Source organism: Streptomyces fumanus, assembly GCF_014655295.1.
GTDB lineage: Bacteria > Actinomycetota > Actinomycetes > Streptomycetales > Streptomycetaceae > Streptomyces > Streptomyces fumanus.
This window is the reverse complement of the sequence record NZ_BNBI01000024.1, coordinates 42,730-64,431: the sequence shown is the minus strand read 5'-3', so window position 1 is coordinate 64,431 and position 21,702 is coordinate 42,730. Positions and strand designations below refer to the sequence as shown.

Annotated in this window: 20 protein-coding genes; 8 read left to right on the top strand and 12 right to left on the bottom strand. The window is 71.2% G+C overall.

The features are described 5' to 3' along the window. Positions 1-6: 6 nt before the first annotated feature. The 4 genes from IE316_RS34470 to IE316_RS34455 all read right to left on the bottom strand — a co-directional run bounded on the left by IE316_RS34470 (position 7) and on the right by IE316_RS34455 (position 3,581). A complete protein-coding gene (locus tag IE316_RS34470) occupies positions 7-207 on the bottom strand; it encodes a hypothetical protein (RefSeq protein WP_190208502.1) in 201 nt (66 codons plus the stop codon). Positions 208-327: 120 nt separating this feature from the next. Then, positions 328-765: a peptidase inhibitor family I36 protein gene (locus IE316_RS34465; RefSeq protein WP_190208501.1), complete on the bottom strand. Its 438-nt coding sequence runs from the start codon at positions 763-765 to the stop codon at positions 328-330. Positions 766-920: 155 nt separating this feature from the next. Next, positions 921-2,858 carry an ATP-binding protein gene (locus IE316_RS34460; RefSeq protein ID WP_190208500.1) on the bottom strand — a complete coding sequence of 646 codons (1,938 nt, stop codon included), beginning with the start codon at positions 2,856-2,858 and terminating at the stop codon, positions 921-923. 93 nt (positions 2,859-2,951) lie between these two features. Further along, positions 2,952-3,581, bottom strand: a complete 630-nt coding sequence (locus tag IE316_RS34455) for a sigma-70 family RNA polymerase sigma factor (protein ID WP_190208499.1) — start codon at positions 3,579-3,581, stop codon at positions 2,952-2,954. 366 nt (positions 3,582-3,947) lie between these two features. On the opposite strand from IE316_RS34455, the gene IE316_RS34450 reads away from it, so the two are divergent. Then, complete coding sequence (locus IE316_RS34450; protein ID WP_190208498.1) at positions 3,948-6,281, top strand: AMP-binding protein; 2,334 nt, start codon at positions 3,948-3,950, stop codon at positions 6,279-6,281. Between the two features lie 101 nt (positions 6,282-6,382). Here the strand turns inward: IE316_RS34450 and IE316_RS34445 are convergent, their stop codons facing one another. The 5 genes from IE316_RS34445 to IE316_RS34425 all read right to left on the bottom strand — a co-directional run bounded on the left by IE316_RS34445 (position 6,383) and on the right by IE316_RS34425 (position 13,275). Then, complete coding sequence (locus IE316_RS34445) at positions 6,383-6,871, bottom strand: acyl-CoA thioesterase (protein ID WP_190208497.1); 489 nt, start codon at positions 6,869-6,871, stop codon at positions 6,383-6,385. Between the two features lie 84 nt (positions 6,872-6,955). Continuing rightward, positions 6,956-9,385 (bottom strand): discoidin domain-containing protein, encoded by a 2,430-nt coding sequence (locus IE316_RS34440; RefSeq protein WP_190208496.1) that lies wholly within the window; start codon positions 9,383-9,385, stop codon positions 6,956-6,958. 108 nt (positions 9,386-9,493) lie between these two features. Beyond that, the gene (locus IE316_RS34435) at positions 9,494-10,894 is read right to left on the bottom strand and encodes an MFS transporter (RefSeq protein WP_190208495.1); all 1,401 of its coding nucleotides are present in this window, start codon (positions 10,892-10,894) and stop codon (positions 9,494-9,496) included. Between the two features lie 277 nt (positions 10,895-11,171). After that, positions 11,172-12,056: an SGNH/GDSL hydrolase family protein gene (locus IE316_RS34430; RefSeq protein WP_190208494.1), complete on the bottom strand. Its 885-nt coding sequence runs from the start codon at positions 12,054-12,056 to the stop codon at positions 11,172-11,174. 523 nt (positions 12,057-12,579) lie between these two features. Then, the gene (locus IE316_RS34425; RefSeq protein ID WP_190208493.1) at positions 12,580-13,275 is read right to left on the bottom strand and encodes a DUF4232 domain-containing protein; all 696 of its coding nucleotides are present in this window, start codon (positions 13,273-13,275) and stop codon (positions 12,580-12,582) included. 367 nt (positions 13,276-13,642) lie between these two features. Between IE316_RS34425 and IE316_RS34420 the strand changes: the two genes are divergently transcribed. Next, positions 13,643-13,954, top strand: coding sequence for a hypothetical protein (locus IE316_RS34420; protein ID WP_190208492.1), 312 nt, complete (start codon positions 13,643-13,645; stop codon positions 13,952-13,954). Between the two features lie 192 nt (positions 13,955-14,146). Here IE316_RS34420 and rpmF read toward each other — a convergent pair whose 3' ends face one another. Further along, positions 14,147-14,317 (bottom strand): 50S ribosomal protein L32, encoded by a 171-nt coding sequence (gene rpmF, locus IE316_RS34415; protein ID WP_007387878.1) that lies wholly within the window; start codon positions 14,315-14,317, stop codon positions 14,147-14,149. Positions 14,318-14,580: 263 nt separating this feature from the next. On the opposite strand from rpmF, the gene IE316_RS34410 reads away from it, so the two are divergent. Both IE316_RS34410 and IE316_RS34405 read left to right on the top strand, forming a co-directional pair. Beyond that, on the top strand, positions 14,581-14,886 hold the full coding sequence (locus IE316_RS34410) for a hypothetical protein (protein WP_190208491.1): 306 nt from the start codon (positions 14,581-14,583) through the stop codon (positions 14,884-14,886). An 86-nt stretch (positions 14,887-14,972) separates the two neighbouring features. Beyond that, complete coding sequence (locus tag IE316_RS34405; RefSeq protein ID WP_190208490.1) at positions 14,973-15,533, top strand: hypothetical protein; 561 nt, start codon at positions 14,973-14,975, stop codon at positions 15,531-15,533. A gap of 133 nt (positions 15,534-15,666) precedes the next feature. Here IE316_RS34405 and IE316_RS34400 read toward each other — a convergent pair whose 3' ends face one another. Next, on the bottom strand, positions 15,667-16,371 hold the full coding sequence (locus tag IE316_RS34400) for a type 1 glutamine amidotransferase domain-containing protein (RefSeq protein ID WP_190208489.1): 705 nt from the start codon (positions 16,369-16,371) through the stop codon (positions 15,667-15,669). 107 nt (positions 16,372-16,478) lie between these two features. On the opposite strand from IE316_RS34400, the gene IE316_RS34395 reads away from it, so the two are divergent. Continuing rightward, the gene (locus IE316_RS34395; protein ID WP_190208488.1) at positions 16,479-17,387 is read left to right on the top strand and encodes a LysR family transcriptional regulator; all 909 of its coding nucleotides are present in this window, start codon (positions 16,479-16,481) and stop codon (positions 17,385-17,387) included. Positions 17,388-17,526: 139 nt separating this feature from the next. Here the strand turns inward: IE316_RS34395 and IE316_RS34390 are convergent, their stop codons facing one another. After that, the gene (locus IE316_RS34390; protein WP_190208487.1) at positions 17,527-18,192 is read right to left on the bottom strand and encodes a TetR/AcrR family transcriptional regulator; all 666 of its coding nucleotides are present in this window, start codon (positions 18,190-18,192) and stop codon (positions 17,527-17,529) included. A 177-nt stretch (positions 18,193-18,369) separates the two neighbouring features. Between IE316_RS34390 and IE316_RS34385 the strand changes: the two genes are divergently transcribed. The 3 genes from IE316_RS34385 to IE316_RS34375 all read left to right on the top strand — a co-directional run bounded on the left by IE316_RS34385 (position 18,370) and on the right by IE316_RS34375 (position 21,607). After that, on the top strand, positions 18,370-19,401 hold the full coding sequence (locus IE316_RS34385; protein ID WP_190208486.1) for a medium chain dehydrogenase/reductase family protein: 1,032 nt from the start codon (positions 18,370-18,372) through the stop codon (positions 19,399-19,401). A gap of 96 nt (positions 19,402-19,497) precedes the next feature. Beyond that, positions 19,498-20,976, top strand: coding sequence for an alpha/beta fold hydrolase (locus IE316_RS34380; protein ID WP_190208485.1), 1,479 nt, complete (start codon positions 19,498-19,500; stop codon positions 20,974-20,976). A gap of 64 nt (positions 20,977-21,040) precedes the next feature. Next, the gene (locus IE316_RS34375; protein ID WP_229910689.1) at positions 21,041-21,607 is read left to right on the top strand and encodes an ester cyclase; all 567 of its coding nucleotides are present in this window, start codon (positions 21,041-21,043) and stop codon (positions 21,605-21,607) included. The last annotated feature ends 95 nt before the right edge of the window (positions 21,608-21,702 follow it).

Here is a 21,702-nt window from a genome sequence, read left to right as displayed (position 1 = left end):
CGGCGGTCAGTGAGAGAACCGGTGCGGGCCGGGTGACTGGTCCGGCACCATGACGGACAGGACGGCCACGACTCCGCGCAGCTCCGCCCGTTCCAGCCAGCACGGCAGGCACCGAAGGAGATGCGCGTCGCGCAGGTCCTTGTCGGGCTGGGCTTCTCCGGTCACCGCTTCGGTCGCCACATCGATCCGTACCTGCTCACAGTTCATGGTCACTTCCCGTGCCGTCGACAACCCCGCGCTTCGCCTGGCTCAACGACCGCCCGGTCGCACGGGTTCATCCCACGGCACGCCACCGTCCCGGCACCCTCTGCCGGCGGCCCTCTCCGGTCAGGCGAAGGTCCAGCGCAGCATCACCCCGTCCTCCACGCAGCGGCCGGGCTTGAACGACGACGCCATATCGTTGAACGCGGTATTCACCCACGCGTCAGGGATGTAGTCTCGACCGCCCTGCGCGCTGTAACCCCCCGGGGGGATCTCCCAGCAGACCTTTCGGTAGTTCGTCTCGTCGTAGACGGTGATCCATCCGTCGGTCCGGTTCCAGAACGACGTCGCCTTGTCGTTGAAGCCGTGGAGGTCCGGTTGCGGATTGCTGGAGTAGGCGATCGCACCCTGATAGGCGGCGTGCTCCCACAGGCAGAACTTCTTGTCGGGGCAATCGGCGGCCGATGCCATGGCGCCGGGCGCATGGGCCGTTCCCAGGCCGATCGCTCCCGCCAATGCGGCAACGGCTGAGAACGCCCGGATCTTTCGTCGCGTCAGATGCATTCCTGCTCCTTCTGTCGTGTTCCGGTCACTGGTGTGTACGGTGGAAAGGCGTTCCGGTCCGGTGTACGGAAGTGAGTGGTGATCTCGGTTCGCTCACGGCGGTGACCGGCCGACCGGACCCGGAAGCACTCCGTCCCGGCGGCCCGGGCCGGCACTCACGCCCTCCGGTCGCTCCCCACGGCGACCGCGCGCGGAAGGCCGACGGACGCGGACACGAACCGCAGGGCCCGCTCACTCTCCTCCGCCGGCAGGGCCGGCCCCGCCATCACCACATGGGTGGCGATGTCCTGGTCGTCCCAGCCTGTCCGCGCGGCCAGCAGGCGAGCGGCCCTGGCATGAAGGATCTGCCGCCGCGCCGGACTGAGCTGCATCAGGACGCCGCGCAACAGCACGCCCGCCGTGAAGCGGTAACCGCCCGATGCCTGTGTCAGCCGGCTCTCGTCCCACGACAGCAGTCGAGCCGCCACGGCTTGGTCAGCCAGTTCGAGGACCACGCCGATGCGCATCTCCGCGAGCTGGGAGACGAGTTCCATGTCGGGTTCGTCTCCGGACACGGCCGCGCACTCGACGACTTGTCGTGCCGCGGGGGACAGTCCGGCGAGCCGGGCGCGGACGATGCTCTGGATCGCCGGAGGCACGGGCAGGCGCTCGTCCGGTGTGTCCCGGCGGCTCGCCGCTTGCTTCACCAGTTGCGTCAGCAGGAAGGGATTGCCACCGCTCAAGGCGAACATCTCGGGTGCCATGTCGGCCGGTACGGCCCCGTCCGCTTCCGTGGAGACGATCTGGCGTACGTCGCTCTCCGTCAGCGGAGCGAGTTCGATCTGCTCGGCATCACAGACCGCCAGCTCGGCCAGCAGCCGCTCCGTATCGGGGCCCGGTGCGTCCGACGCCGTGAGCAGGACGCACAAGGAGGCATGACGCACCGATCTCGCGTAGGACGACAGGAACTCCCGCACGTCGGCGGAGGCTCGGTGGACGTCCTCCAACACGCAGAAAGCGGGTCTGGCCTCGGCGGTGTCGGTCAGGGTGTCCATCGTCCGCACAAGCCGGTCGAGTGTTCTGTCACGGACGCCCGACTGGGGACCGGTGTTCCCCGTGCACCGCGCGTACGCGGTGTCGAAACCGGCTGCGGCGGCCGACTTGACGAGTTCGTCGGCGATGCGCGTCTTGCCGGTCCCCGGCGCCCCCGTCACCACCGCCCAGCGGGTGTGTCCCGTGGCGGCGTCCCGCAGCAGCCCGGACAACCGCGTCAGTTCCCGCTCCCTGCCCGGCAGCGACGGGCCAGCGGCGTTCGGCGGGGTCACGGTCTCGCCCGGGGGGGCCGCGGCCAGGAGGATCCTTTGCGGCGGCGGTCGCAGTGTCGTGGTGTCGTGCCGGAGGATGGCCATCTGGGTCTCGCGCAGGGCGGGTCCCGGATCGAGGCCGAGGTCGCGGGCGAGCAGGGCGCGGACGGTCTCGTAGCGCTGGAGTGCCTCGGCGTGCCGCCCGGCGAAGTACAGGGCGCGCATCAGCATCGCCCAGGACGCCTCGCGCAGGGGATCGCGTTCGATGAGCCGCTCCGCGCCGATGATCGCCTGGGCTATCTGGCCCTCCTGCAGCAGCAGGGTGGTGCACAGTTCCTCGACGGACAGCTTGAGCGCCTCCAGCCGGGCCGCTTCTCCCTCGGCGAACCGGTGCTGGTACGCGTCGAGGAGCGGGGCGCCGCGCCACACGCCGAGTGAGCGCTCGGCCTCCTGGCGGGCCTCGCCGATGCGGCCCCGGGAGGACAGCGCGTGTGCCTGCTGCACCATCCGCTCGAACCGCACCGAGTCCAGCATGTCCGGCGGCACGCGCAGGGCGTACCCGGTAGGGACGCTGCGCAGGACCTTCGCCTGCTCCTTGCGTGCCCGTTCGGGTTCCAGGACCATGCGCAGCCGGCTGATGTGCGCGTGCACCGAGGACATGGCGCTGGGCGGGGGACTCCCGTCCCACAAGTCGTCGCAGAGCCGGTCCACACCGACCGTCTGGCCGTTCGCCAGCAACAGGCGCAGGAGCAGAGCACGCCGCTTGGGCGGGCCCAGGTCCAGCACCTCGTTGTCTCGTTGGACTTCCAACGGACCCAGCAGACGGAACTCCATGGCGGCACCTCTCTCACTTCGCCGCCACCCTCGCGGGAAGGACTGCTCACTTCACAGGCCGAGTGCTGCTCAAGTGGTGCTCACTTCCCCCGGGGCCTTGACACCCCGCTCGTGCAGCGCGGTCCTCAGGGCCCGTATGGCGTAGTAGGTGCGGGACTTGACCGTGCCCTGGGGGATGCCGAGCGCCTGCGACACCTCGGCGACACTCTGGCGCAGGAAGTACGTACGGTGGATGATCTGCTGCTGCTGGACGGTCAGGTCGTGCAGGGCGTCGGTGACCGTGTGGCGGGTCAGGGTGCGTTCCACCTCGTCGTCGATGGGGATGACGACCTGGTCCAGGGTGCAAGCGGTGGCGGGCCGGATGGCACGCGCCCGGTGGTCGTCGATCACCAGGTTGCGCACGACGGTGAAAAGCCAAGGGCGCAAGCCTTCCTCCTGCTGCCGGCCCAGCAGGCCGATGTGACGCCAGGCTCGGAGCGTGGCCTCCTGGAGGATGTCCTCGGCGTGATCCCAGTCACCACCGAGCAGACGCGCCGCGAAGCGCAGCAGCGCGCGGCCGTGCCGCTCGTAGATCGTGCGTACGAAGCGTTCGCAGTCCGCCCCGGCATCGTCGGTGCGTAGCGGGTCCTCGACGCGGAGCACGTCACGGGCTCCGGTGACGAAGGTGTCCGGCGGTGTTTCCAAGGCGGTCTGCGTCATGAGGTGGTGCCCCCGATTTCTTCGGTCCGATGCCCCTCGTCGAGGGCGTCACCAGTGTGGGAGGAGGGGCTTGACCGGCACTTGCCGTCGCCTTGCTGCCACGGGAGCGACCTCGTTCCGGCGTGCCCTGCCGGAGCTGCGGACCGGGATTCGAACCCGATCGGTCATCAGGACGTTGCTTCACAAGGAAGGCGCCGCCCCGGCCCGTCTCCCCTCACCGGGCGGCGCTTTCGACCGGCACAGCGGCGGATGCGCACCGGACTCACGAGGGGGAGAACGGCCTTGCCGGCGATCATCGCCTCGCGTCGTTCGACCGCCGTCTTCGGTGATCCGCCCGTCCGGCCACGCCGCTACCGGAGGAACACGATGACCGACGACCGGCCCCCGTCTCTCCTCAGTGCCTTCTGCCCGGCATCCGCCACGGACCAAGGCGAGAGCGCGCGGGACGACGCCCGCGAGCCCCGGGCAGCGGGGTCGCTCGTCGAGGCCCTGGAAAGGCTCGGAGCAGATTCGCCCGGGCCCCCGGCCGAGCCGGTGGCGGACCAACGGCGGGCGCTGGGGGCTCCCGGCTGTGCTGAGGACGGCCATGTCCCGCCCTCCACGACCGAGGTCGCCGAGGAGTTCGCACGGCAGGTCCGGCGTTCCCCGGACGCGCCGGCGCTGACGGGCGGCGGCCGCACTCTGACCTACACCGAGCTGCGGAGCCACGTCATGGCCCTGGCGGCGGACCTCGCGGACCACTGCCCGCCACCCTCGGCGGACGCGGACCACCTGGCCCGCGTCGCCTTGTACATGCAGCCCACGCTCGAACACGTGGTGGCGCTCCTGGCCCTGGCCGGACTGAACATCACCACCGTGCCGCTCGACCCTGCCGATCCACCCGAGCTGCTGCGCCAGGCCCTGGCAAGGACCGGCCCGTCATGGGTTCTGGTGACACCGCAGCAGGCAGCCGAACTGGACGACGTGACCCCCGCCGGACCGCGCCGGCACCTGCTGAACCCCCTGGACGGATCCTTGCCGGTCACGGACCCCCGCCTGCCCGGTGTCGCGGTCCCCGTCGCACCACCGCCGGGCGCGGCACCCCGCCCGCTGTACGTCTTCCCCACCGCTGCTGCCACCGACCCCCGGGCGTCCCGCCAGGTCCCGCCCGGGCTGCGACAGCGGTGCGACCCGGTCCCGGCAGAATTCATATGGCAGGGACCACCTGTCGACGCGATGATTCACCGGGCGGCCGTCACTCTGTGCGGGGGCGGTCACCTGATCCTGGCGCGGCCCGAGCGGCATCGGCATACGTCCGGCCACCGGTCCGCGCCCGCTCGGCCGGCTCGGCGGCCCGACCCGGCCGACCGCACCGGTGCGCGGCTGACCGAGGCTCACCGGCCGCACCCGCCCGCGTGGGTCCGTCTGCGTCGCGCGGTCGCCGCCCCGCCGACGGTAGCGGCCCCGGGACGTGTCCTGGTGGCACTGACACGGGAGGCCACCGCCGCCGCGCAGTGGCAGCCCTTCGAGGCCACCCACGCGCGTATCGTCCGGGTCTGCGCGGGTTCCGCCTACTCCCGTCGGACGGACGGTCTCTACGAGGTCGACCCCTTCGATCCCGGCTCGCTGCGCGCGCTCCTCACCGAGCTGGCCGCGCGGGAGCCCGCGGGCCTGGACTGGCTGCACGGGTTGCCCCTCGCGGTCCCCGGCACGCTGGAGCGACACTCCCTCGACGAGGCCCGACGAGCCTGTCTCGACGCCCCGACCGCCCTGCTGACGGCACTGCGCGGTATGTCCGGGACTCCGCCGGTGCGCGTGTGGTGGCTGTCGCACAACGCCCAGCCCGTCGAGGGTCCGGTGCGCCACCCGGGGCTCGCCCTGCTCGCCGGCGCCATGGCCCAGGGGGCCGACAAGGAGGGGCAGCACCCGGCTCTCCCGGGCGACAGTCACTGGGTCGATCTGTCCGGCCCGGACACCCGGGACTGGGCGCCGGCCCTGGCCACGGTCATGGCCGAGGCCGCCACCGGCTGTCCGCCACCCCGTCGGCTCGCGCTGCGCCGCGACTACTGGTGGCAGCCGGCCCCGCGACTCCCCGCACCACCCGACCACACGCTCCCGCTCCTGCCCGCGCACACCCACCCGGGCGACCCGTCGCCCCCGTGGCCCGCCCGGCCGGTCCATCTGGTCATGGGGGACACCGGAGCCCTCGGCAGCGGCATATCCTCCTGGCTGCTGGACCACACCGACGGTGACATCGTCCTCGTCGCCCGACGTTTCCACCTGCCCGCCGCGCTGCGCGACCGCGGCGACCGGGTCACCTTCGTCGAGGCAGACCTCGCCAGGACCGAACCCCGAGCCGTGGCCGACCGGTTCGCCGTGTACTCCGGCCGCTTGGCCGGGATCGTACAAGCGGTCGGTACCGGCTCCGGCCACCAGGGAGCCGCGGCACGATGGTCCGCGACGGAGGCCACACTGCGAGCGGTAGCGCTGACCGAGCGGTTGATCGCCCGCTACCAGCCCCTCTACGCCCTGTACTGCGCCCGCGCGTTCCCGCTGTCCGGGGACGCCGGCCGACCGGACCACGCGGCCGCGGACGGCCTGCTGGACGCCCTCGCCCGCTTCCAGCCGGACACTGCTCCTCGCACCGTATGTACCGGTGTCGCCCGGGGACTGCCGGTGGCGGAGACGGGGCGCGTACTCGAACGCCTCGTCACGCGGTGACGCCATGTCCTCTCGCGGGGCGCGGGCGGACGGCCCGCTCCCCGCAGGGAGGACGGGCCGTCGGGGTCACATCGACCGGTGGACGCCGCTTCGGGCCGTGCTCACCGGCCGTCGGCGGGCGTATCCGAGGCCGCCCGCAGGTAGGGGGCGGCGATCGCCCGTATGCCGTCGCTCAGTTCCTTGGGCGCCAGCGTCTTGGCATCGAGGTTGATCTGCACCCGGGTCCCGTCGGCGTACAGCGTCGAGCCGTCGGTGGACTCGATCCGGTACGCGTACGTGTAACTGGTGCGTCCGGCCCGGTCGAACCAGAACCGGACCGTGACCGGGCCGGGCTCCGTGATCGGGAAGTGATAGGTGATGCTCTGTGTGCGCACGACCTGCACCGAGTCGGAGAAGGCGGAGCGGGCCGGGTCGGGATGCCAGCCGTGGCTGCGCCAGAAGGCGGAGAAGGCGTGCTCCGCCAACAGGGGGTAACGCGAGTTGTGCAGCACACCCGTGGCGTCGAGATCCTCGAAGTGGACCTCGACCTGGTGGGCCGATCCTGCGGGCACGTGGTCCACGGACGTGGTCGCCTCTGCGGCGGAAGTCATGCTGGGTCCTTTCCTCGTTCAGCCTGGACAACGCGGCGGCACGCATACCGGTTCGACGCACCGGTCCGGTGATGCGGCGCGGGGTCAGGCCGCCGCCGACGCGTAGGTGATGTCGGGATAGTCCAGCCGGGCCTGCCGGAGCTGTGCCTCGTATTCGCTCGGCCAGCCGAAGGCGGTCGTCGCCCGTGCCTTGAGGTCGACGCCGGCCGCACCGCTCCAGAAGTGCACGAACTCGCCCATGTTCATGTCCCGTACGTACACGCCGTTGTGCTGGGCGAAGTGAGCCGACTGCAGGGTGAAGAACGCGTTCAACACCTTGCCCCTGCCGTGGTCGCGCCAGATGGGGAAGAACCAGTTCTTGAACCAGGCCGTACCGGCCCGGGGGAAGCTGTCCGTCTTGTTGATGGCGTTGTTGTAGAACCGCTCGGCGTCAGCGGTCCGCCCGGTGCCGAGGTAGGCGTCGTACTGGAATATCTCCGCCCACTTGCTGTCCCCCCAGAGGTCGAAGGCGGGCGAGCCCGACATGCCGTTGGCGGAGAACTCGACGATGTGCGCCATCTCGTGAGAGGTCACATCCCGCGTGGTCGGGTCGTTCTCGGCCCAGTTGGAGAGCCCCAGATCGATCACGTTGCGGTAGTGGTGTGCCGGATCGAAGGCCGTGGCCATGTGCCCGCCCCGGTACTTGTTCTGGTGGAAGATGGCGGCCAGTCGCGCATTGCCGAAGCCGCCGTAGGTCTGCTTCGTGTACTTCCACAGGTTGGTGACGTAGGAGTTCATCCAGGTCTGTGAGCGGTCCATGTCCTTGTCGAAGTAGATCGACACGTCCGCGTCGGTGTGCACCTGGGTCAGCAGCTCGGTGTGGTCGAGCCAGTCCTCCTGCCAGGTCGCGGGGAATTCCGCCGACGGTGTGGTCACCGGCAGGGGTTTCGTGTAGGCGGACGCACCCGCGGTGTTCTCCGCGCGCAGTCGGTACACATACGTGGTGTTGCCGGACAGCCCCAGGTCCGTGTAGCGGGTCGTTCCCACCGGGAGGGTCCTGGACCAGTTCCAGTCGGTCCCGTCGGTGGACCGTTCCAGGCGGTACGCGCTCTCCCACCGGGAGTTGTCCGTCCAGGACAGCACGATCTGGTCACCGGCGGGGACCGTCGCCGTGAGCGCGCTCGGGGCTTCCGGCAGGGGGATGTCACTCGTGGTGCTGCCCGTGCCGAGGATCTCCCACTCCGCGAACTGGGTGCTGGAGGAACCGTTGTTCGCGGTGACGTCCAGCCGGAAGTACCGATAGGGCACCTTGTTGGCGAACGTGTATCTCTTGCGCTGCCCGCGGTCGGTGAACGACTCGTCCGCCCGGGTGTCGAGCACGGCCCAGGTCGTACCGTCGGTCGAGGCACGGAGAGTCCAACTGCGGGGGTCCCGGTCCTGGGCGTCGTTCGCCGAGACGAGGGCGTAGCCCGTCACGACGGACCGAGCCGCCGACGCGTACTGGAGCCAGGTGGCGGTGTGTCGGGTGCGGTACTTGCTGTACACGCTGTTGTCCACGGCCATGTCGTGGCCCTCGGACCCGGTGACGCCGTACTGGTCGCTCACCGTACCGGCCAGGTCCGTGATGTCGATCGGTTCGCTCGCCGGATCGATCAGGATGCGGGCGGTGTTGGAGTAGTCGGACAGGACGTTGCCCGTCCCCACCGCCCGGAGCCGGTAGTGGTACGTGCTGCCCGTCGACAGGCCGCTGTCGGTGTAGGAGGAGATGTTCGCGCCGACGGTGACGAGGGGGGTGAACGTCGTTCCGTCCGTCGAGCGCTCGATCCGGTACCCGGTCTCGCTGTAGCCGGTGTCGTCGGACGCGTTGTCCGTCCAGGCCAGGTCCACCTCGTTCCCCACGGCGGAGGCGGTGAGAGCGGTCGGTGCCTTCGGGACACCGTCGCCTCCGCTCCACAGTTGCCACTCCGCCATCTGCAGAGCGGGGGATCCGCCGTTCCGGGACACCACCAGGCGGTAGTACGGATACGCGGTGCTGTTGGCGACGGGGAAACCGCGGGTCTGGTGCCGCGACGCGAAGGTCTGGCCCACCCGGGTGTCGAGCACCGACCAGTCGGTGCCGTTCATGGACCCTTGCAGTGTCCAGTCGGACGGGTCGCGGTCGGGGGCGTCATTTGCCGAGGTGATGGTGTACCGGTCGACAGCGGCCGGAGCGGGGGAGCGGTACTGGACCCAACCGGTCGGGTGGTGGGTGAGGTACTTGGTGGCGGTGTCGTTGTCGATCAGCGCGGTGTGGGCTTCCGCGCTGCTTCCTCCTTCGTACTGAGCGCTGATCGCCCCGCCGTTGTCGGTGAGGTCGGCGCCGGGGTCGCTGACGGCCTGTGCCGCGACGGTGCCGGACGTGCCGGTGCCGGACGTGCCGGTGCCGGCGGAGGCGGGCGGCGCCGTCAGGATCGGCGTCGCGCAGATGAGTCCGGCGAGACACACGGCGATGGTTCGGCCCATGGGGATGACCCGGTCGGTTCTGTACGGGCGCATGAGGGGATGACGACCTCTCCCAGTCGGTCTGCTCCTGGCTCTTCCCCCGAACGGCCTACTGGGTGGTTCGGTTCACGGGGGACTCGAGGGCTTCGTGGCACCTCGGGTTCACCCGCTCGCGACGGCCGGCCGGGCGCTGTGCCGCCGCGTCCAGGCGGTGTACGCCCCCGCCACCAGCGCGGTGAACAGCACCAGCCCGGATGCCGTGAGCAGTGCGGAGCGGTACCCGTCGGCCAGGTGGGCCGGGGAGGTACCCCCGCCCGTGGCACCGGCGGCGACGCTGGTGAGGACGGCCAGGCCCAGTGCCCCGCCGACCTGCCGGGTGGTGTTGATCAGCCCACCGGCCACCCCGGCGTGGTCCGGGCTCACACCCGCCACCCCCAGTGCCGTGAGCGGCACGAAGGCCAGGCCCAGGCCCACGCCGATGAGCAGCGTCGGGCCGAGGAGGTCGGCCAGGAAACCACCGCGCACCGGCACCCGGGCCAGCCAGACGAGCCCGCCCGCCAGGAGCAGCAGCCCCGGCACGAGCGTGCCCTTCACCCGGCCCGCCAGCGTCGACGCCGACATCAGGGCGGCGGCGAGCGGTAGTTGCGTGACACCGGCGACCAAGGGCGAGTAGCCCAGCACCCGCTGCTGGTACAGGGGGAGGAAGAAGAACGTGGCGACCCACACCATGCCGAGCAGCAACATGAGGACATTGCCCACGACCACGGACCGGCTGTGCAGGAGCACCGGGGGGACCAGCGGCTCGGCCGCCCTCCGTTCGACGGGTCCGAGCAGAAGCAGGAGAGCCAGTCCCGAGGCCGCCACCAGCGTCGTGGACGGCCGCGACCAGTCGATCCTGCCCAGGCCGTACACGAGCAGCAGCAGACCCGCGGTGATGATCAGTGCCCCGAGCACGTCCAGCCTGCCGTCCGCGCGCCGGACGTCGCCCGGGACCAGCGCCGGCACGGCCAGCAGGAGCGGCAGGCCGATCACCGCGCTGACGGCGAAGATGGCCCACCAGCCGAGGCCGCTGGTCAGCACCCCGCTGAACAGCACCCCGGCAGCACCGCCCGCCGCCGAGACCGCGCCCCACACGCCCAGTGCCTTGTTACGGGCCGGACCCGCGGGCGAGACCGACAGCAGGATGGCCAGGGCCGCCGGGGACAGCACGGCCGCGCCGACGCCCTGCACCGCCCGGCCGGCGATGAGCAGCGCGCCCCCGGCGGGGATGCTCGCCGCGATCGAACCGGCCGTGAAGAGCACGAGCCCCGCGGCGAAGACCCGGCGCCTGCCGAAGAGGTCCGCGAGCCGCCCCCCGGCCGGCAGCAGCGCCCCGAAGGCGATCAAGTAGGCGTTGACGATCCAGGTCAGCGCGGACGACGACAGGTGGAGGTCCGCGCCGATCGCCGGGAGTGCCACATTCACGATCGAGGTGTTGAGCGTCACCAGGAACTGCGAGGCCGACAACACGGCCAGCACGGCTCCACTACTCCGGCTCTTGTGCGGCAACGTCTGCACGGTCATGGGAGTTCCCGTCCTTGAGGGCGTCCGTACGAGGGCGGTTCCGGGACCGCCCGGTACGTGCGTGGTTCGGTAGTGCCACCACACTCGCCCCCGGCACCGCGGACCGGCCAGTCCTTCCCTGTGCTCACCGCTACTCGACGATGCTCACTGCGGGCGCGACGGCCTTCCGGGGACGGAGCGGGCATGAGCCCGGCACGGTCTCGGAGGGGACGACGGCCAGGCCGCCCACCACGCATGGCCTGCGTGGCGGACGGCCGTCGGTTCGGCGCGATGCCGCTTACGAGTTGATGATGCGGTCGTACGCCGCCGCTGCCATGACGAACTGACCCAGCGAGTTCGGGTGTGCCGCCATAGTTCCCTTGGCCGGAGCCAGGGACTCGATGAACCGGCGATCACGGGGCTGGCACATGTCGTGGCCGATGGTCGGCGTGTAGGTGTCCGCGTAGACGACACCGGTGCCGCCTGCCGCCGCCCTGCGGGCCAGCGCACGGTTGAGCTTCTTGGTGGTGTCCCGCAGGAACGCGAAGTCCTGTCGGGCGAACGGCACTTCGGCGCACCCCACACCGTTGTCGGGGAAGAGCGCCGGATAGCCGACGACGACGATCTTGGCGTCGGGGCTGTGCCGTCTGATGTCGGTGATCACACCACCGACCCGGCCTTCCAGGGTGTTGATGCGCTCTCCGAGCACGTCCTTGCCGTTGGTGAAGTACTTCTTGCAGGGGCTGCCGTCGGGGTCCGAGAAGGCCACGAGCGCGCAGGTGGCCAGCACATCGGTGAACCCGATGTCATTGCCGCCGATCGTCAGCGTGACCAGCTTGGTGTTCGGCGTCAGGGCGTTGATCTGCGGTGGCGTGGAGCCCTGGTGGTTCCAGATGCTCCGGGTGGTGGCACCGCTGCAGGTGACGTCCTTGAAGGCGCGGTTCTTGCCGGCGGGGGTACCGGACAGGGTGGTGGGGTAGCTGCCCGTGGTGCGGTCGCACGCCGTGTCCTTCACCTTGGAGAGCCCTGCTCCCGAGGCGTAGGAGTCGCCCATGGCCACGTAGTTCGGTCCGTCCGGGGCGGCCTGCGTCGGCGCCGCGAGGGACAGCAGCGCGGTCCCGGCCACGGCGGCCGCGGTGGCCACTCGGTAGGTGTTCGGCAGCCGTCTGGTTCTCTGAGTCATGAGGTCCCTGGTGTGTGATGGTCGGGTGAGGAGCCCGCGGACGCGCCGTCCGGCGCTGTCACGACCCCTCAGACACCCACCAACGCGCACTTCGGGGCCTCAGTTCACGCCCCGTGCCGACCGGCGGTCCCGGCCTGAGGACCGTATGCCGCGGCCTCGCACCCGGAACGTCCGCTCGCCGCACACCGTAAAGCCGGATTCCCGGCCCCGGGGAGAGACCGGGAATCCGTGCACGGGCCCCCACGACCCGAGCATCCCCTTCAACGGGCCGGTCGCGGGTGCGGTTCACCGGTCGCGGGACCCGCGGTGGCAGATCCTCCGGGGGACCCCGCGGGCGCTCAGCGCCCGCTCGCGGGACCGCATCGCGTAGTACCCACGGGACTTCGCGGTCCCCGGCGGCAGGCCCAGGAGCTGGGGAGGCGGCTTCCCCGCGTGTCGACGGAGACCGGCGTGTCCTCGACCGGCTCAGCGCCTGGGAGCCGGACGACCATGACATGACGGTCGGTTCAGCTCGCGGCACGGTTCAGGAGGTGAACGGGACGGCGTCGGCCGGGTCGGTGTGCCAGTTGGTGACGATCGGCTTGTCGACGACGACGTTCGGCACCTTCAGGGAGATGGGGTTGGGGTCGTCCTGGCTGACGGAGACGATGACCGTGGTGTACTCCACGCCGGTGTCGCTGTTGGTGCTGTTCGGATTGACGCCGGCGTACGCCGTCTTGGCACCGCTGAGGGTCATCTCCTCGCCCGCGACCTGCTCGGCGGGGCCGGCCTCGGTGCCGCCGGAGCCGAAGGCGATGACGGGCAGGCCGCCGGGCAGGACGCAGGTGATGCCGGACTTGGCCTTGACGCTGATCTGGTAGTAACCACCGGCCTGGGTCATGGGCTTGGCGGACCAGGACAGGTCATTGGTGCCGCAGCTCTGGCCGACACCGGACCCGGACCCGGACCCGGCGGCGGCCTCGGCGGTGGCGGTGTCACCGGCGGACGAGTCGGACCCGCTGTCCGTCCCGGTGCCGCTGCCGGACTTGCCGGCGGTATCGCCCGATGTGCCGGCGGCGGGGCTCGACGCGCCCGAGCCGGTGGCCCCGGTGGCGGTGGCGGTGGCGGTCGTGGCCGGCGCGTCGGACGCGTCGGTGCCGCCGTTCTCGCAGGCGGTCACGAGCACTCCGGCGGTCAGGGCGGCGCAGACGGTGAGGGCGGCGCGCAGGCGGCGGTTCATGACGGGTGGTACCTCTCGGTCGGTGAGCGGCCCGCGGCGGGTGCCGTGGGCTTGCGTTCTCGACCTGCATGACGGGCCGGTCCACGAACGGGTTCGATGGGGTCACCCGATCCGGACACCACCGTCACGGCGACGTGACATACGGGACCCGGCGCGGAACGTACGTCCGTACCGGCGGTGAACCGGATCGCCGACGCACCCGTTCTCCCGAAGAGGACGCCGCCTGTACTCCCCTGGCGGGCGGCGCCCTGCGCGAAGCACCGGCCGCAGTTGGGACGGGGCCGGGCGAACCGGCGGTCCGGCGTGGCCGTGGCGGTGATGAACACGGAAACCGAGGAGCCGGGAGGCAACCGTGGACTGCGAGCACGTGAGGCACAGCCTTGCCGTCCGGGCACTCAGCGGCCTGGCCGCCGAGGACGACTTCTTGGTGGGCCTGCACCTGCGGGGCTGCCGCTCCTGCCGGGCGGAACAGGAGAGCGACGCGTGGGTGATGTCGCTGCTGTCCACCGTCCCGGCCCCCGAGCCGGTGCCCACGGTGTACGGCAGGCGCCGGCCCGCGCCGGGCGTCATGGCATGGGCCCTCGCCACGGCGCTCATCGTCGGCGGCTGCCTCCTCGGCCGGGCCGCTCGCCGGAGGTCCGGCGCGCACACGATCTGTCCCTCGGGCGGCCGATGGTGACGGTGCCGGAGTCGTACATCGATCGACGAGACGGGTGCGCGGCAACGCGCCGGTGAGGCTCAGGAGATCGTCGAAGCGTCCGAACCCGTAGCGGCTTCTTCTGTCGTCCATGAGCGGCCTCTCCGGCACAGATGTGTACCGGGCCGGACGGTGACGGGAAGGCGCGGCGAGGGGGCGTGGGTCACGCCGGGTTCAGCCCTCCGGGCGGAGGAGACCGCGCTCGTACGCCTTGGCCAGTCGCTGCGGAACGAGGTACGGCACACCGTCCACCGTGACCGTCACCAACTGCGGTGTCGTGGCCTTCCACTGGGCGCGACGGTGCCGGGTGTTGCTGCGCGACATCTTGCGTTTGGGTACGGCCATGAGGACCTCCGGGTGTGATCGGTAAGCGGGACAGACGATACATGAAAATGAATGTCATGTAGATCGATGTCGCCACGCCCCTTCATGCCGACCCCTCTCGGCGACCTCCCGAGGTGACCTGTCGAGGTCGGAGGAAAGTGCGACGACGCGTCGAACCGGTCAGGGGAGTCGGCCGTAGCGAGAGAGGGAGTGGAGGAGCCGCTCAGGCCATCCCCTCATCCCCCGCATCAGCTACAAGCCGTCTCCGGCGGAAGGCAGTTCTCGTGCACACCCTCCTCACCGCTCTCATGGCCCTCGTGATCGTCATCGCCCTCGGCACCACCGCCACCGCGAGAGGTCGATGGTCCGGTCCCTGGTGGTGGGTGCTGGCCGCCGCGATGGTCGCCTACCCGTTCACCCACACCTTGCTGGACCGTGTCCCCGGTGCTCCGGACGGCTTGCTCCGCTGGGCCTTCCAGATCGCGTGTGGCATGTTGCTGGCCACCCTGTGCGCTCCCCTCTACCACCGGTTCCGCACATCGCCCGACACCGGCACCGACACCGACACCGGCAACGCCGAGGCCGGGTGATCTCCGCTGGGGTGATCCAGCCGGAAGCAGTACGGCGAGACACGGCTCGGCATGTCAGCAGCTTGCGCCCGCGAAGGAGGCCGGTGGTGCGAGAGCAGTTCAGCGGTGCGGTGGACGTCCACTACAACCACTTCTACGTCAGCAGCCTGGAGAGCAGGCGCGGCCCCGACTTGATGACGGCGTACGCCGGACAGGGCGTCGGGCTCTGCGGTGCGGCGGCAAAGGGGACGCTTCTCCTGGCGACCGGTCTGCATACGGGCCGGGTAGGTCTCTCGCTCGAACTGCACGAGACCCCACCGCCCGTCGACGACACCTGGGAGGAGGTGGTCGAGGTGTCCTTCACCCCCATCTCGCCCAGTGCGAGCCTGGTCGAGTGGGGTGGCCGGCGACGCTCGGACTTCGCCCTCCCGGAGCCGGCCTACCGGGTCCGGTACTGCGCCACGGGCATGGACGACGGAAGGGAGGCGGACACCGGAGCTGGCGGCGGGTCCCCGGTGGACCACTACCTCCTCCAGTTCTGGCCGGCTCCTCCCGGGCCGGCCCGGGAGGTGAAGCGGACGAGCGAAACGGCCCAGTACTGGCACGACTTCGCCCGCGACCTGCCACCGATGCCAGTGATGCCGCCCTCGTATTACAGCGGTGAGTGACAGCGGGACGTTTCGCCGGCAGTCGGCCGTCCATCGGCGAAGGTACCCGTGCCGCCGGTGCACCCGCCCGGTCGCGGGGCCCCCGTACCGCCCCGCTTCCGCCGCCCTCCTCGTGCGGTCGGGCGGCTGCCGGTCAGGCGCTCCGCAGGGCCGCGAGGACTTCCTTCGCCGTGGTCACGCTGGACTGCGGGTTCTGCCCGGTGATCAGGTTGCCGTCGACGACGACGGTGTCCGACCACGGGGCGCCAGCCCGGAAGTGCGCACCGCGCTCACTGAGGCGGTCCTCGACGAGCCACGGCGTGGCGTCGCCGAGGCCGCCCTGGCGTTCTTCGTCGTTCGTGAAGCCGGTGAGGCTGCGGCCGGCGAACAGGAAGGTCCCGGTGGCGTCGGTCGCGCTGAGCAGAGCGGCGACGCCGTGGCACAGCGCGGCGATGGTCCGACCGCGCTGGTCGGCCTCGGTGAGCAGGGTGCCCAGTGCGGGGTCGTCCGCCAGGTCGGCCATGGGCGCGTGACCGCCGGGCAGGTAGAGCGCGTCGTAGTCGGTGGCCTTGACCGAAGCGAGGTTGAGCGGCGTGTCGAGGCTCGCGGCGATCGAGTCCAGATAGGTGCGGAACTCGGCGCCGTCGGCCGCCTCCACACCGCCCCGCTCGTCCAGCGAGATGGGATCCACGGTGGGGCGGGTTCCGGCGGGGGTGGCGATGTCCACCTGGTGGCCGGCTTCGACGAGCACCTTGTGGGACGCGGCCACTTCCTCCGCCCAGTAGCCGGTGGGGTGAGCGCTGCCGTCGGCCAGGATCAGGGTGTCCGCGGCCGAGATGATCATGAGAATTTTCGCCATGGCGGGCTGCTCCGGTGAGTCGGTGTGTGTCGGACGCCTTCTACTTTCCATCAAAATCCCGTAGTCGGTCGGCGCGTTCCATAAGCATTCTTATGTAGCCTCCTTGCATGAGCGACCTCGATCTGCTGGCGACCTTCCTGGAGATCTACCGCCGCGGCTCACTGACCGCCGCCGCCGCGGCTCTGGGTGTCTCCCAGCCCGCCGTCAGTGGTCAGTTGGCGCGTCTGGAGGACCAGATGGACACGGTGCTCTTCGAACGCTCCCGGCGCGGGGCCGTCCCGACGCCGTCCGCGCACGAGCTCGCCCGGCGCGTCGCCGCTCCGCTGGACCAGTTGCGGGGCGCCTTGGCGCAGGACGCCGACGGCCAGGCTCGTGGCGGCACGGTCCGGCTCGGCGCGGCAGGGGAGCTGACCGCCTCCCGGCTGATCCCGGCGCTGGCGCCCTTGGCCAGTGGGGGCCTGCACCTGCGTTTCACGCTCGGACTGGCCGAGGACCTGCTGACCGGCCTCGCCGACGGCGAACTGGACCTGGTCGTGTCCTCCGTCCGGCCCTCGGCCGGCCGGCGCGCTCTCACCGCCATGCCGTTCGTGGATGAGGAGTTCGTCCTGGTGGCGACCCCCACGACGGCCCGTTCGATCGACCGGAAGTGGCTGGCCGAAGACCCGCTGGCGGCACTCGCCCATCTGCCGATCGTGGCCTACAGCGGGGAACTGCCGATCATCCGCCGGTACTGGCGAAGCGAGTTCGGCCGCCGGCCACCCAATCCGGTCTCGATGATCGTGCCCGACCTGCGGGCCGTGCTGACCGCCGTCATCGCCGGCGCCGGGATATCCGTACTGCCGCGCTACCTGGCCGACCCCGCACTCGCCGCCGGCTCGCTCGAACTGCTGCACCATACGCAGATCCAGCCGCTCAACACCCTCTACCTCGTCACGCGCCGCGGACCCGCGGACCCGTCCGTCGCACTGGTGCAGCGTCAGCTATGCCGGCAGGCCGAGACCTGGGGACCCCTGTGAGGCGAGCCGCCCCGGTCCGGTCCCTCACTGCGGGCCACCGGTCGAACACCGGAACGCTCTGATCACGCCCGCTCGGCCGGCCGGCTTCTGCGGTTCGGCGGGGCGGCTCCGTCGCCCCGCCTCCTGCCGTGACCGCCGTCTACTGGCTCAGATGGCGCAGTTCACTGTCGTACAGTTCGGCCGGGTCGAGCCCCATGCCGGTGAAGTGGCCCGCCAGTTCCAGGGAGAGGATGCCGTGCAGGCGGGTCCAGAAGCGCAGCGCGCGGCGGAGGGCGGCCGGCGCCGCCGGGTGGTCGGCCGCCCACTGGCGGTGCTGGGCGAGGTGGGCCTCCAGGCGGGTGTCGGGGTGGCCGTCGGGAGGGGTGCTCGCGGCGGTGCCGGGCGGCTGGGCGGCGTCCAGGAGAACGTTCATGATCTCTGAGGCGATCACGAGGGTGTCCTCGGGCGCCTCGTAGCCGGGCACTGGTGTGCCGTAGACGAGGAAGTAGCGCTGGGGGTCCTCCAGGGCCCAGGCGCGCAGCGTGTGTCCCAGTCCGGCCAGGTCCGCACCCGACGCGGCGGCGGTGCGCAGGGCGTCGGCGAGGCTGCGGTAGGCGTCGCGGATCAGTTCGGTGATCAGCTCGTCCCGGCCGGCGAAGTACCGGTAGAGCGCGGGGCCGCTCATGCCCATCTGCTTGGCGATGGCGTTCAGTGACAGTCCCGGCGCCCCGGCGGTGGCGATCTGCTCCCAGGCGCGCTGCTTGATCTCGGCCCGGAGCTGGGCCCGGTAACGCTCGCGTGGTGTCTGCGTGCCCGCGACGGTCATGCGGGTGTCCTTTCTTCCCTGGATCGGTGACCGGCTGTCGGAAGCCGGGCGAGTCGCTCGGTGCGGGCTCCTGGTTAGAGCCTATTACGAACGCTCTTGACTGTCACACAAGCGGCCAGTTATAACTTCTAACGTAAGCGCCACCCGCTAACGAGGTGGAAGTCGATGGAGGTCGTCATGAACGCTGGAGCGATGGTCGAGGTCGTACTGCCGGGCAAGGTCGAGCCCGAGGGCCTCCAGGTGCGGCGACGGCCCGTCCCGGCCCCCGCTCCGGGGCAGGTCGTCGTGCGGATGGAGGCGACCGGTGTCTCCTTCGCCGAGCAGCAGATGCGCCGTGGCCGCTACTACGACCAGCCGCCCTTTCCGTTCGTCCCCGGATACGACCTGGTCGGCACCGTCGTCGAAACCGGCGAGGGAGTCACCGCGGGCCTGGCCGGCACCCGGGTGGCCGCCCTGCTGAAGGTCGGCGGCTGGGCCAGCCACGTGGTCGTCGACGCCGCCGACGTGGTGCCCGTGCCGGACGGGATCGGCGCCGTGGAGGCGGAGACCGTGGTGATCAACGGCATCACGGCCTGGCAGATGCTGCACCGCAAGGCCCGCGTCCGTGCCGGGCAGACCGTCCTGGTGCACGGAGCCAACGGCGGAGTCGGCTCGGTCCTCGTCCAGCTCGCCCACGCAGCGGGTGCGCGGGTGATCGGCACCGCTTCCGCGCGCCACCACGCCGCCCTGCGCGCACAGGGCGTGACGCCGATCGACTACCGCACCGAAAACCTCCCTGCCAGGGTCCGTGAGCTGGCCCCGGGCGGTGTGGACGCCGTCTTCGACCACGTCGGCGGCCGCAGTGTCGTCGACTCCTGGCACCTGCTCGCGCCCGGCGGCACCCTCGTGTCCTACGGCAGCGCCTCCACCCGCGACGACGAGGGCTCCAAGCAGTGGCCCGTGCTCAAGCTGCTCGGCCGGGTGTGGCTCTGGAACACTCTGCCCAACGGCCGCCGTGCCTACTTCTTCAACGTCTGGGCCGGCCGCGCCCTGTCCAAGAACCGGTTCCGGGCCCGGCTGCGTGCCGACCTCACCGAGGTCTTCACGGCGCTCCGGCGAGGCCAGATCACCGCCCGGATCGCCGCCGAACTGCCCCTCACCCGAGCCGCCGAGGCGATGCGCCTGGCCGAGTCCGGCACCGTCGCCGGAAAGGTCGTCCTGCACGCCTGACCGCCCCACGCGGAGACCGGCACACCCACGTGCCCCCGTCCCCGCACGGTCCCCCCGTCACCCGCGCCGCCGGCGCGTCCCCAGGAGAACAGCCCCATGCCCAGACCGCGCGCCCACATCCGGCGCATCCTCACCGCCACCCTCCTCGCCACGGCCGCCCTCGCCACGCCGGCGGCCGCCGCACCGGCCCAGGGCCGGGCGGCCACCCCCGCGAGCCGCATCGACTGGAGCGCCTGCTCCGACACGGAGTTCGAGGGAATGCAGTGCGGCACACTGCGGGTCCCCGTCGACCACGCCCACCCACGCGCCGGAACCCTCACTCTCGCCATGGTCCGCCGCCCGGCCGACGACCAGGCGCACCGCCGTGGCACGCTCCTGCTCAACGACGGAGCCGGCGGATCGTCGATCGAACAACTCCGCCTCGCCATGCGCATCGGCTTCCCCTCGTTCGCCGGCGCCATGAGCCGCGACTTCGACCTGGTCGCCGTCGACCCACGCGGAGTCGGGCACAGTACGCCGATCCGCTGCGCCACCCCCCTCAAGCCCGCCGGCGTCACCCACTTCCCGCGCAACCGGGCCGCGTTCGACAGACTCGTGGCCCACAACCGTGCCTTCGCCGCCGACTGCCTCCGACGCAACGGCCCGCTGGTCGCCCACACCGACCTCACCAGCACCGCACGGGACTTCGAAGCCGTCCGCACCGGCCTCGGCGAGAAGCAGCTCGACTGGTACGGCATCCACTACAGCACCTTGCTCGGACGCACCTACGCCGACCTCTACCCCGGCCGGCTGCGCACCATGGTCCTCGACACGGCGCTGGACGACACCACCACGCCCACCGAACGCATCCGCCGCGAAGCGGCCACAGCCGAGAAGGCGTTCGACCGCTTCACCGCCTGGTGCGCGGCGGCCACCGACTGCGCCCTGCACGGCAAGGACGCCGCGGCCGAGTACGACGCTCTCGTCGCCCGCGCCGACCACACCCCGATCCCCACCGCCGACGGCAGCCGGACACTGACCGGCGAGGACATCCGCACCGCCACCCAGGACTACCTGACCCTCTCCGGCGTCACCTGGCCCGCCCTCGCGCGAGCCGTCGTCAAGGCACAGGCGGGCGACGTGACCGACTTCACCTACGAACCCGACGACACCCTCGACCCCGTCCAGGTCCAGGTCCCCGCCTGCCTGGACACCGCACGCCCGGTGACGACGTTCGACCAGCTCACCCGGTTGCGCACCGACCTTGCACGGATCTCCCCGCACCTGGGCGGGGCCGTACGCTCCTGGACCGCCCTCACCGGCTGCCTCGGCTGGCCCCTCCCCGCGCACCCCGTTCCGGCCGGGGCCCCCGTCCACGGCGCGCCCCCCGCGCTGATCGTGCAGTCCACCCACCAGGCGCTCGCTCCACACAGCGCGGGCCCCGCCATGGCGGCCCAACTGCCCGGCAGCGTCGTCCTCAGCCGCGAAGGCGACGACTACAGCATGTTCCTGCTCTCCCAGTGCGTGCGCGACGCCACCAACCGCTACCTGACCACCCGTTCTCTGCCCGCCCCCGGCACCACCTGCACCGACTGACACCCCAGCCGGACCCGCACCGACTCACACCGCCCTTCGTCCCACTGATCAGCGAGGAACCATCATGAACATCACCGCACGCAACCGGATGCGTCTGCTCGTCCCCGCGGCGCTGGCAGCCCTGGCCGTCGGCGGCACGACCGCCGCGGCGTCCGTCCCGTCCGCCACCCCCGCCGCCCACTCGGTCACGGCGCAGCACCACCGGGGCACCGTGAAGCAGACCGAGGCGATGCTCGATGCGTGGCTGCGCCTGTGGAACGGCGACTACACCCAGGCCCCGGGCATCATCTCGCCGCGCTTCACGGTCCACGCCGCCCTCCTCGACGGAGGCGACGGCAGCGGCATCCGCGGCGCGGACGGCCTGGTGGCCTGGATCTCGCAGACCCGCGCCGCCTTCCCCGACCTGCGCTTCTCCCTGCAGATCGACCCTCTGGCCGCCGGCGACCGCGCCTCCGTACGCTGGACCGCCACCGGCACCTACGCCGGCGGCTTCCCCGGAGCCAAGGCCCAGCCCGGCACCACCGTCACCTTCACCGGCACCGACACCCTGCGCATGAAGAACGGCAGGTTCGTCGAGTACTGGCTCAACTCCGACACCCTGCAACTCCTCACCCAGCTCCAGGCCCTCTGAACACCCCCTGCCGGCCCGGAACCGGACACGAAGCACCGGACCGAACACTCGGTGAACCACGTCGGTACAGCCCTCGTAGCAGGGATCGAACGGTC

Excerpts from the sequence above, each read along its gene's own strand:
- IE316_RS34375 (WP_229910689.1), top strand. The coding sequence starts at position 21,041 with ATGAACATCACCGCACGCAACCGGATGCGTCTGCTCGTCCCCGCGGCG.
- IE316_RS34470 (WP_190208502.1), bottom strand. The coding sequence starts at position 207 with ATGAACTGTGAGCAGGTACGGATCGATGTGGCGACCGAAGCGGTGACC.
- rpmF (WP_007387878.1), bottom strand. The coding sequence starts at position 14,317 with ATGGCCGTACCCAAACGCAAGATGTCGCGCAGCAACACCCGGCACCGT.
- IE316_RS34380 (WP_190208485.1), top strand. The coding sequence starts at position 19,498 with ATGCCCAGACCGCGCGCCCACATCCGGCGCATCCTCACCGCCACCCTC.
- IE316_RS34435 (WP_190208495.1), bottom strand. The coding sequence starts at position 10,894 with ATGACCGTGCAGACGTTGCCGCACAAGAGCCGGAGTAGTGGAGCCGTG.
- IE316_RS34465 (WP_190208501.1), bottom strand. The coding sequence starts at position 765 with ATGCATCTGACGCGACGAAAGATCCGGGCGTTCTCAGCCGTTGCCGCA.
- IE316_RS34430 (WP_190208494.1), bottom strand. The coding sequence starts at position 12,056 with ATGACTCAGAGAACCAGACGGCTGCCGAACACCTACCGAGTGGCCACC.
- IE316_RS34445 (WP_190208497.1), bottom strand. The coding sequence starts at position 6,871 with ATGACTTCCGCCGCAGAGGCGACCACGTCCGTGGACCACGTGCCCGCA.
- IE316_RS34390 (WP_190208487.1), bottom strand. The coding sequence starts at position 18,192 with ATGACCGTCGCGGGCACGCAGACACCACGCGAGCGTTACCGGGCCCAG.
- IE316_RS34425 (WP_190208493.1), bottom strand. The coding sequence starts at position 13,275 with ATGAACCGCCGCCTGCGCGCCGCCCTCACCGTCTGCGCCGCCCTGACC.
- IE316_RS34440 (WP_190208496.1), bottom strand. The coding sequence starts at position 9,385 with ATGCGCCCGTACAGAACCGACCGGGTCATCCCCATGGGCCGAACCATC.
- IE316_RS34450 (WP_190208498.1), top strand. The coding sequence starts at position 3,948 with ATGACCGACGACCGGCCCCCGTCTCTCCTCAGTGCCTTCTGCCCGGCA.
- IE316_RS34385 (WP_190208486.1), top strand. The coding sequence starts at position 18,370 with ATGAACGCTGGAGCGATGGTCGAGGTCGTACTGCCGGGCAAGGTCGAG.
- IE316_RS34400 (WP_190208489.1), bottom strand. The coding sequence starts at position 16,371 with ATGGCGAAAATTCTCATGATCATCTCGGCCGCGGACACCCTGATCCTG.
- IE316_RS34455 (WP_190208499.1), bottom strand. The coding sequence starts at position 3,581 with ATGACGCAGACCGCCTTGGAAACACCGCCGGACACCTTCGTCACCGGA.
- IE316_RS34395 (WP_190208488.1), top strand. The coding sequence starts at position 16,479 with ATGAGCGACCTCGATCTGCTGGCGACCTTCCTGGAGATCTACCGCCGC.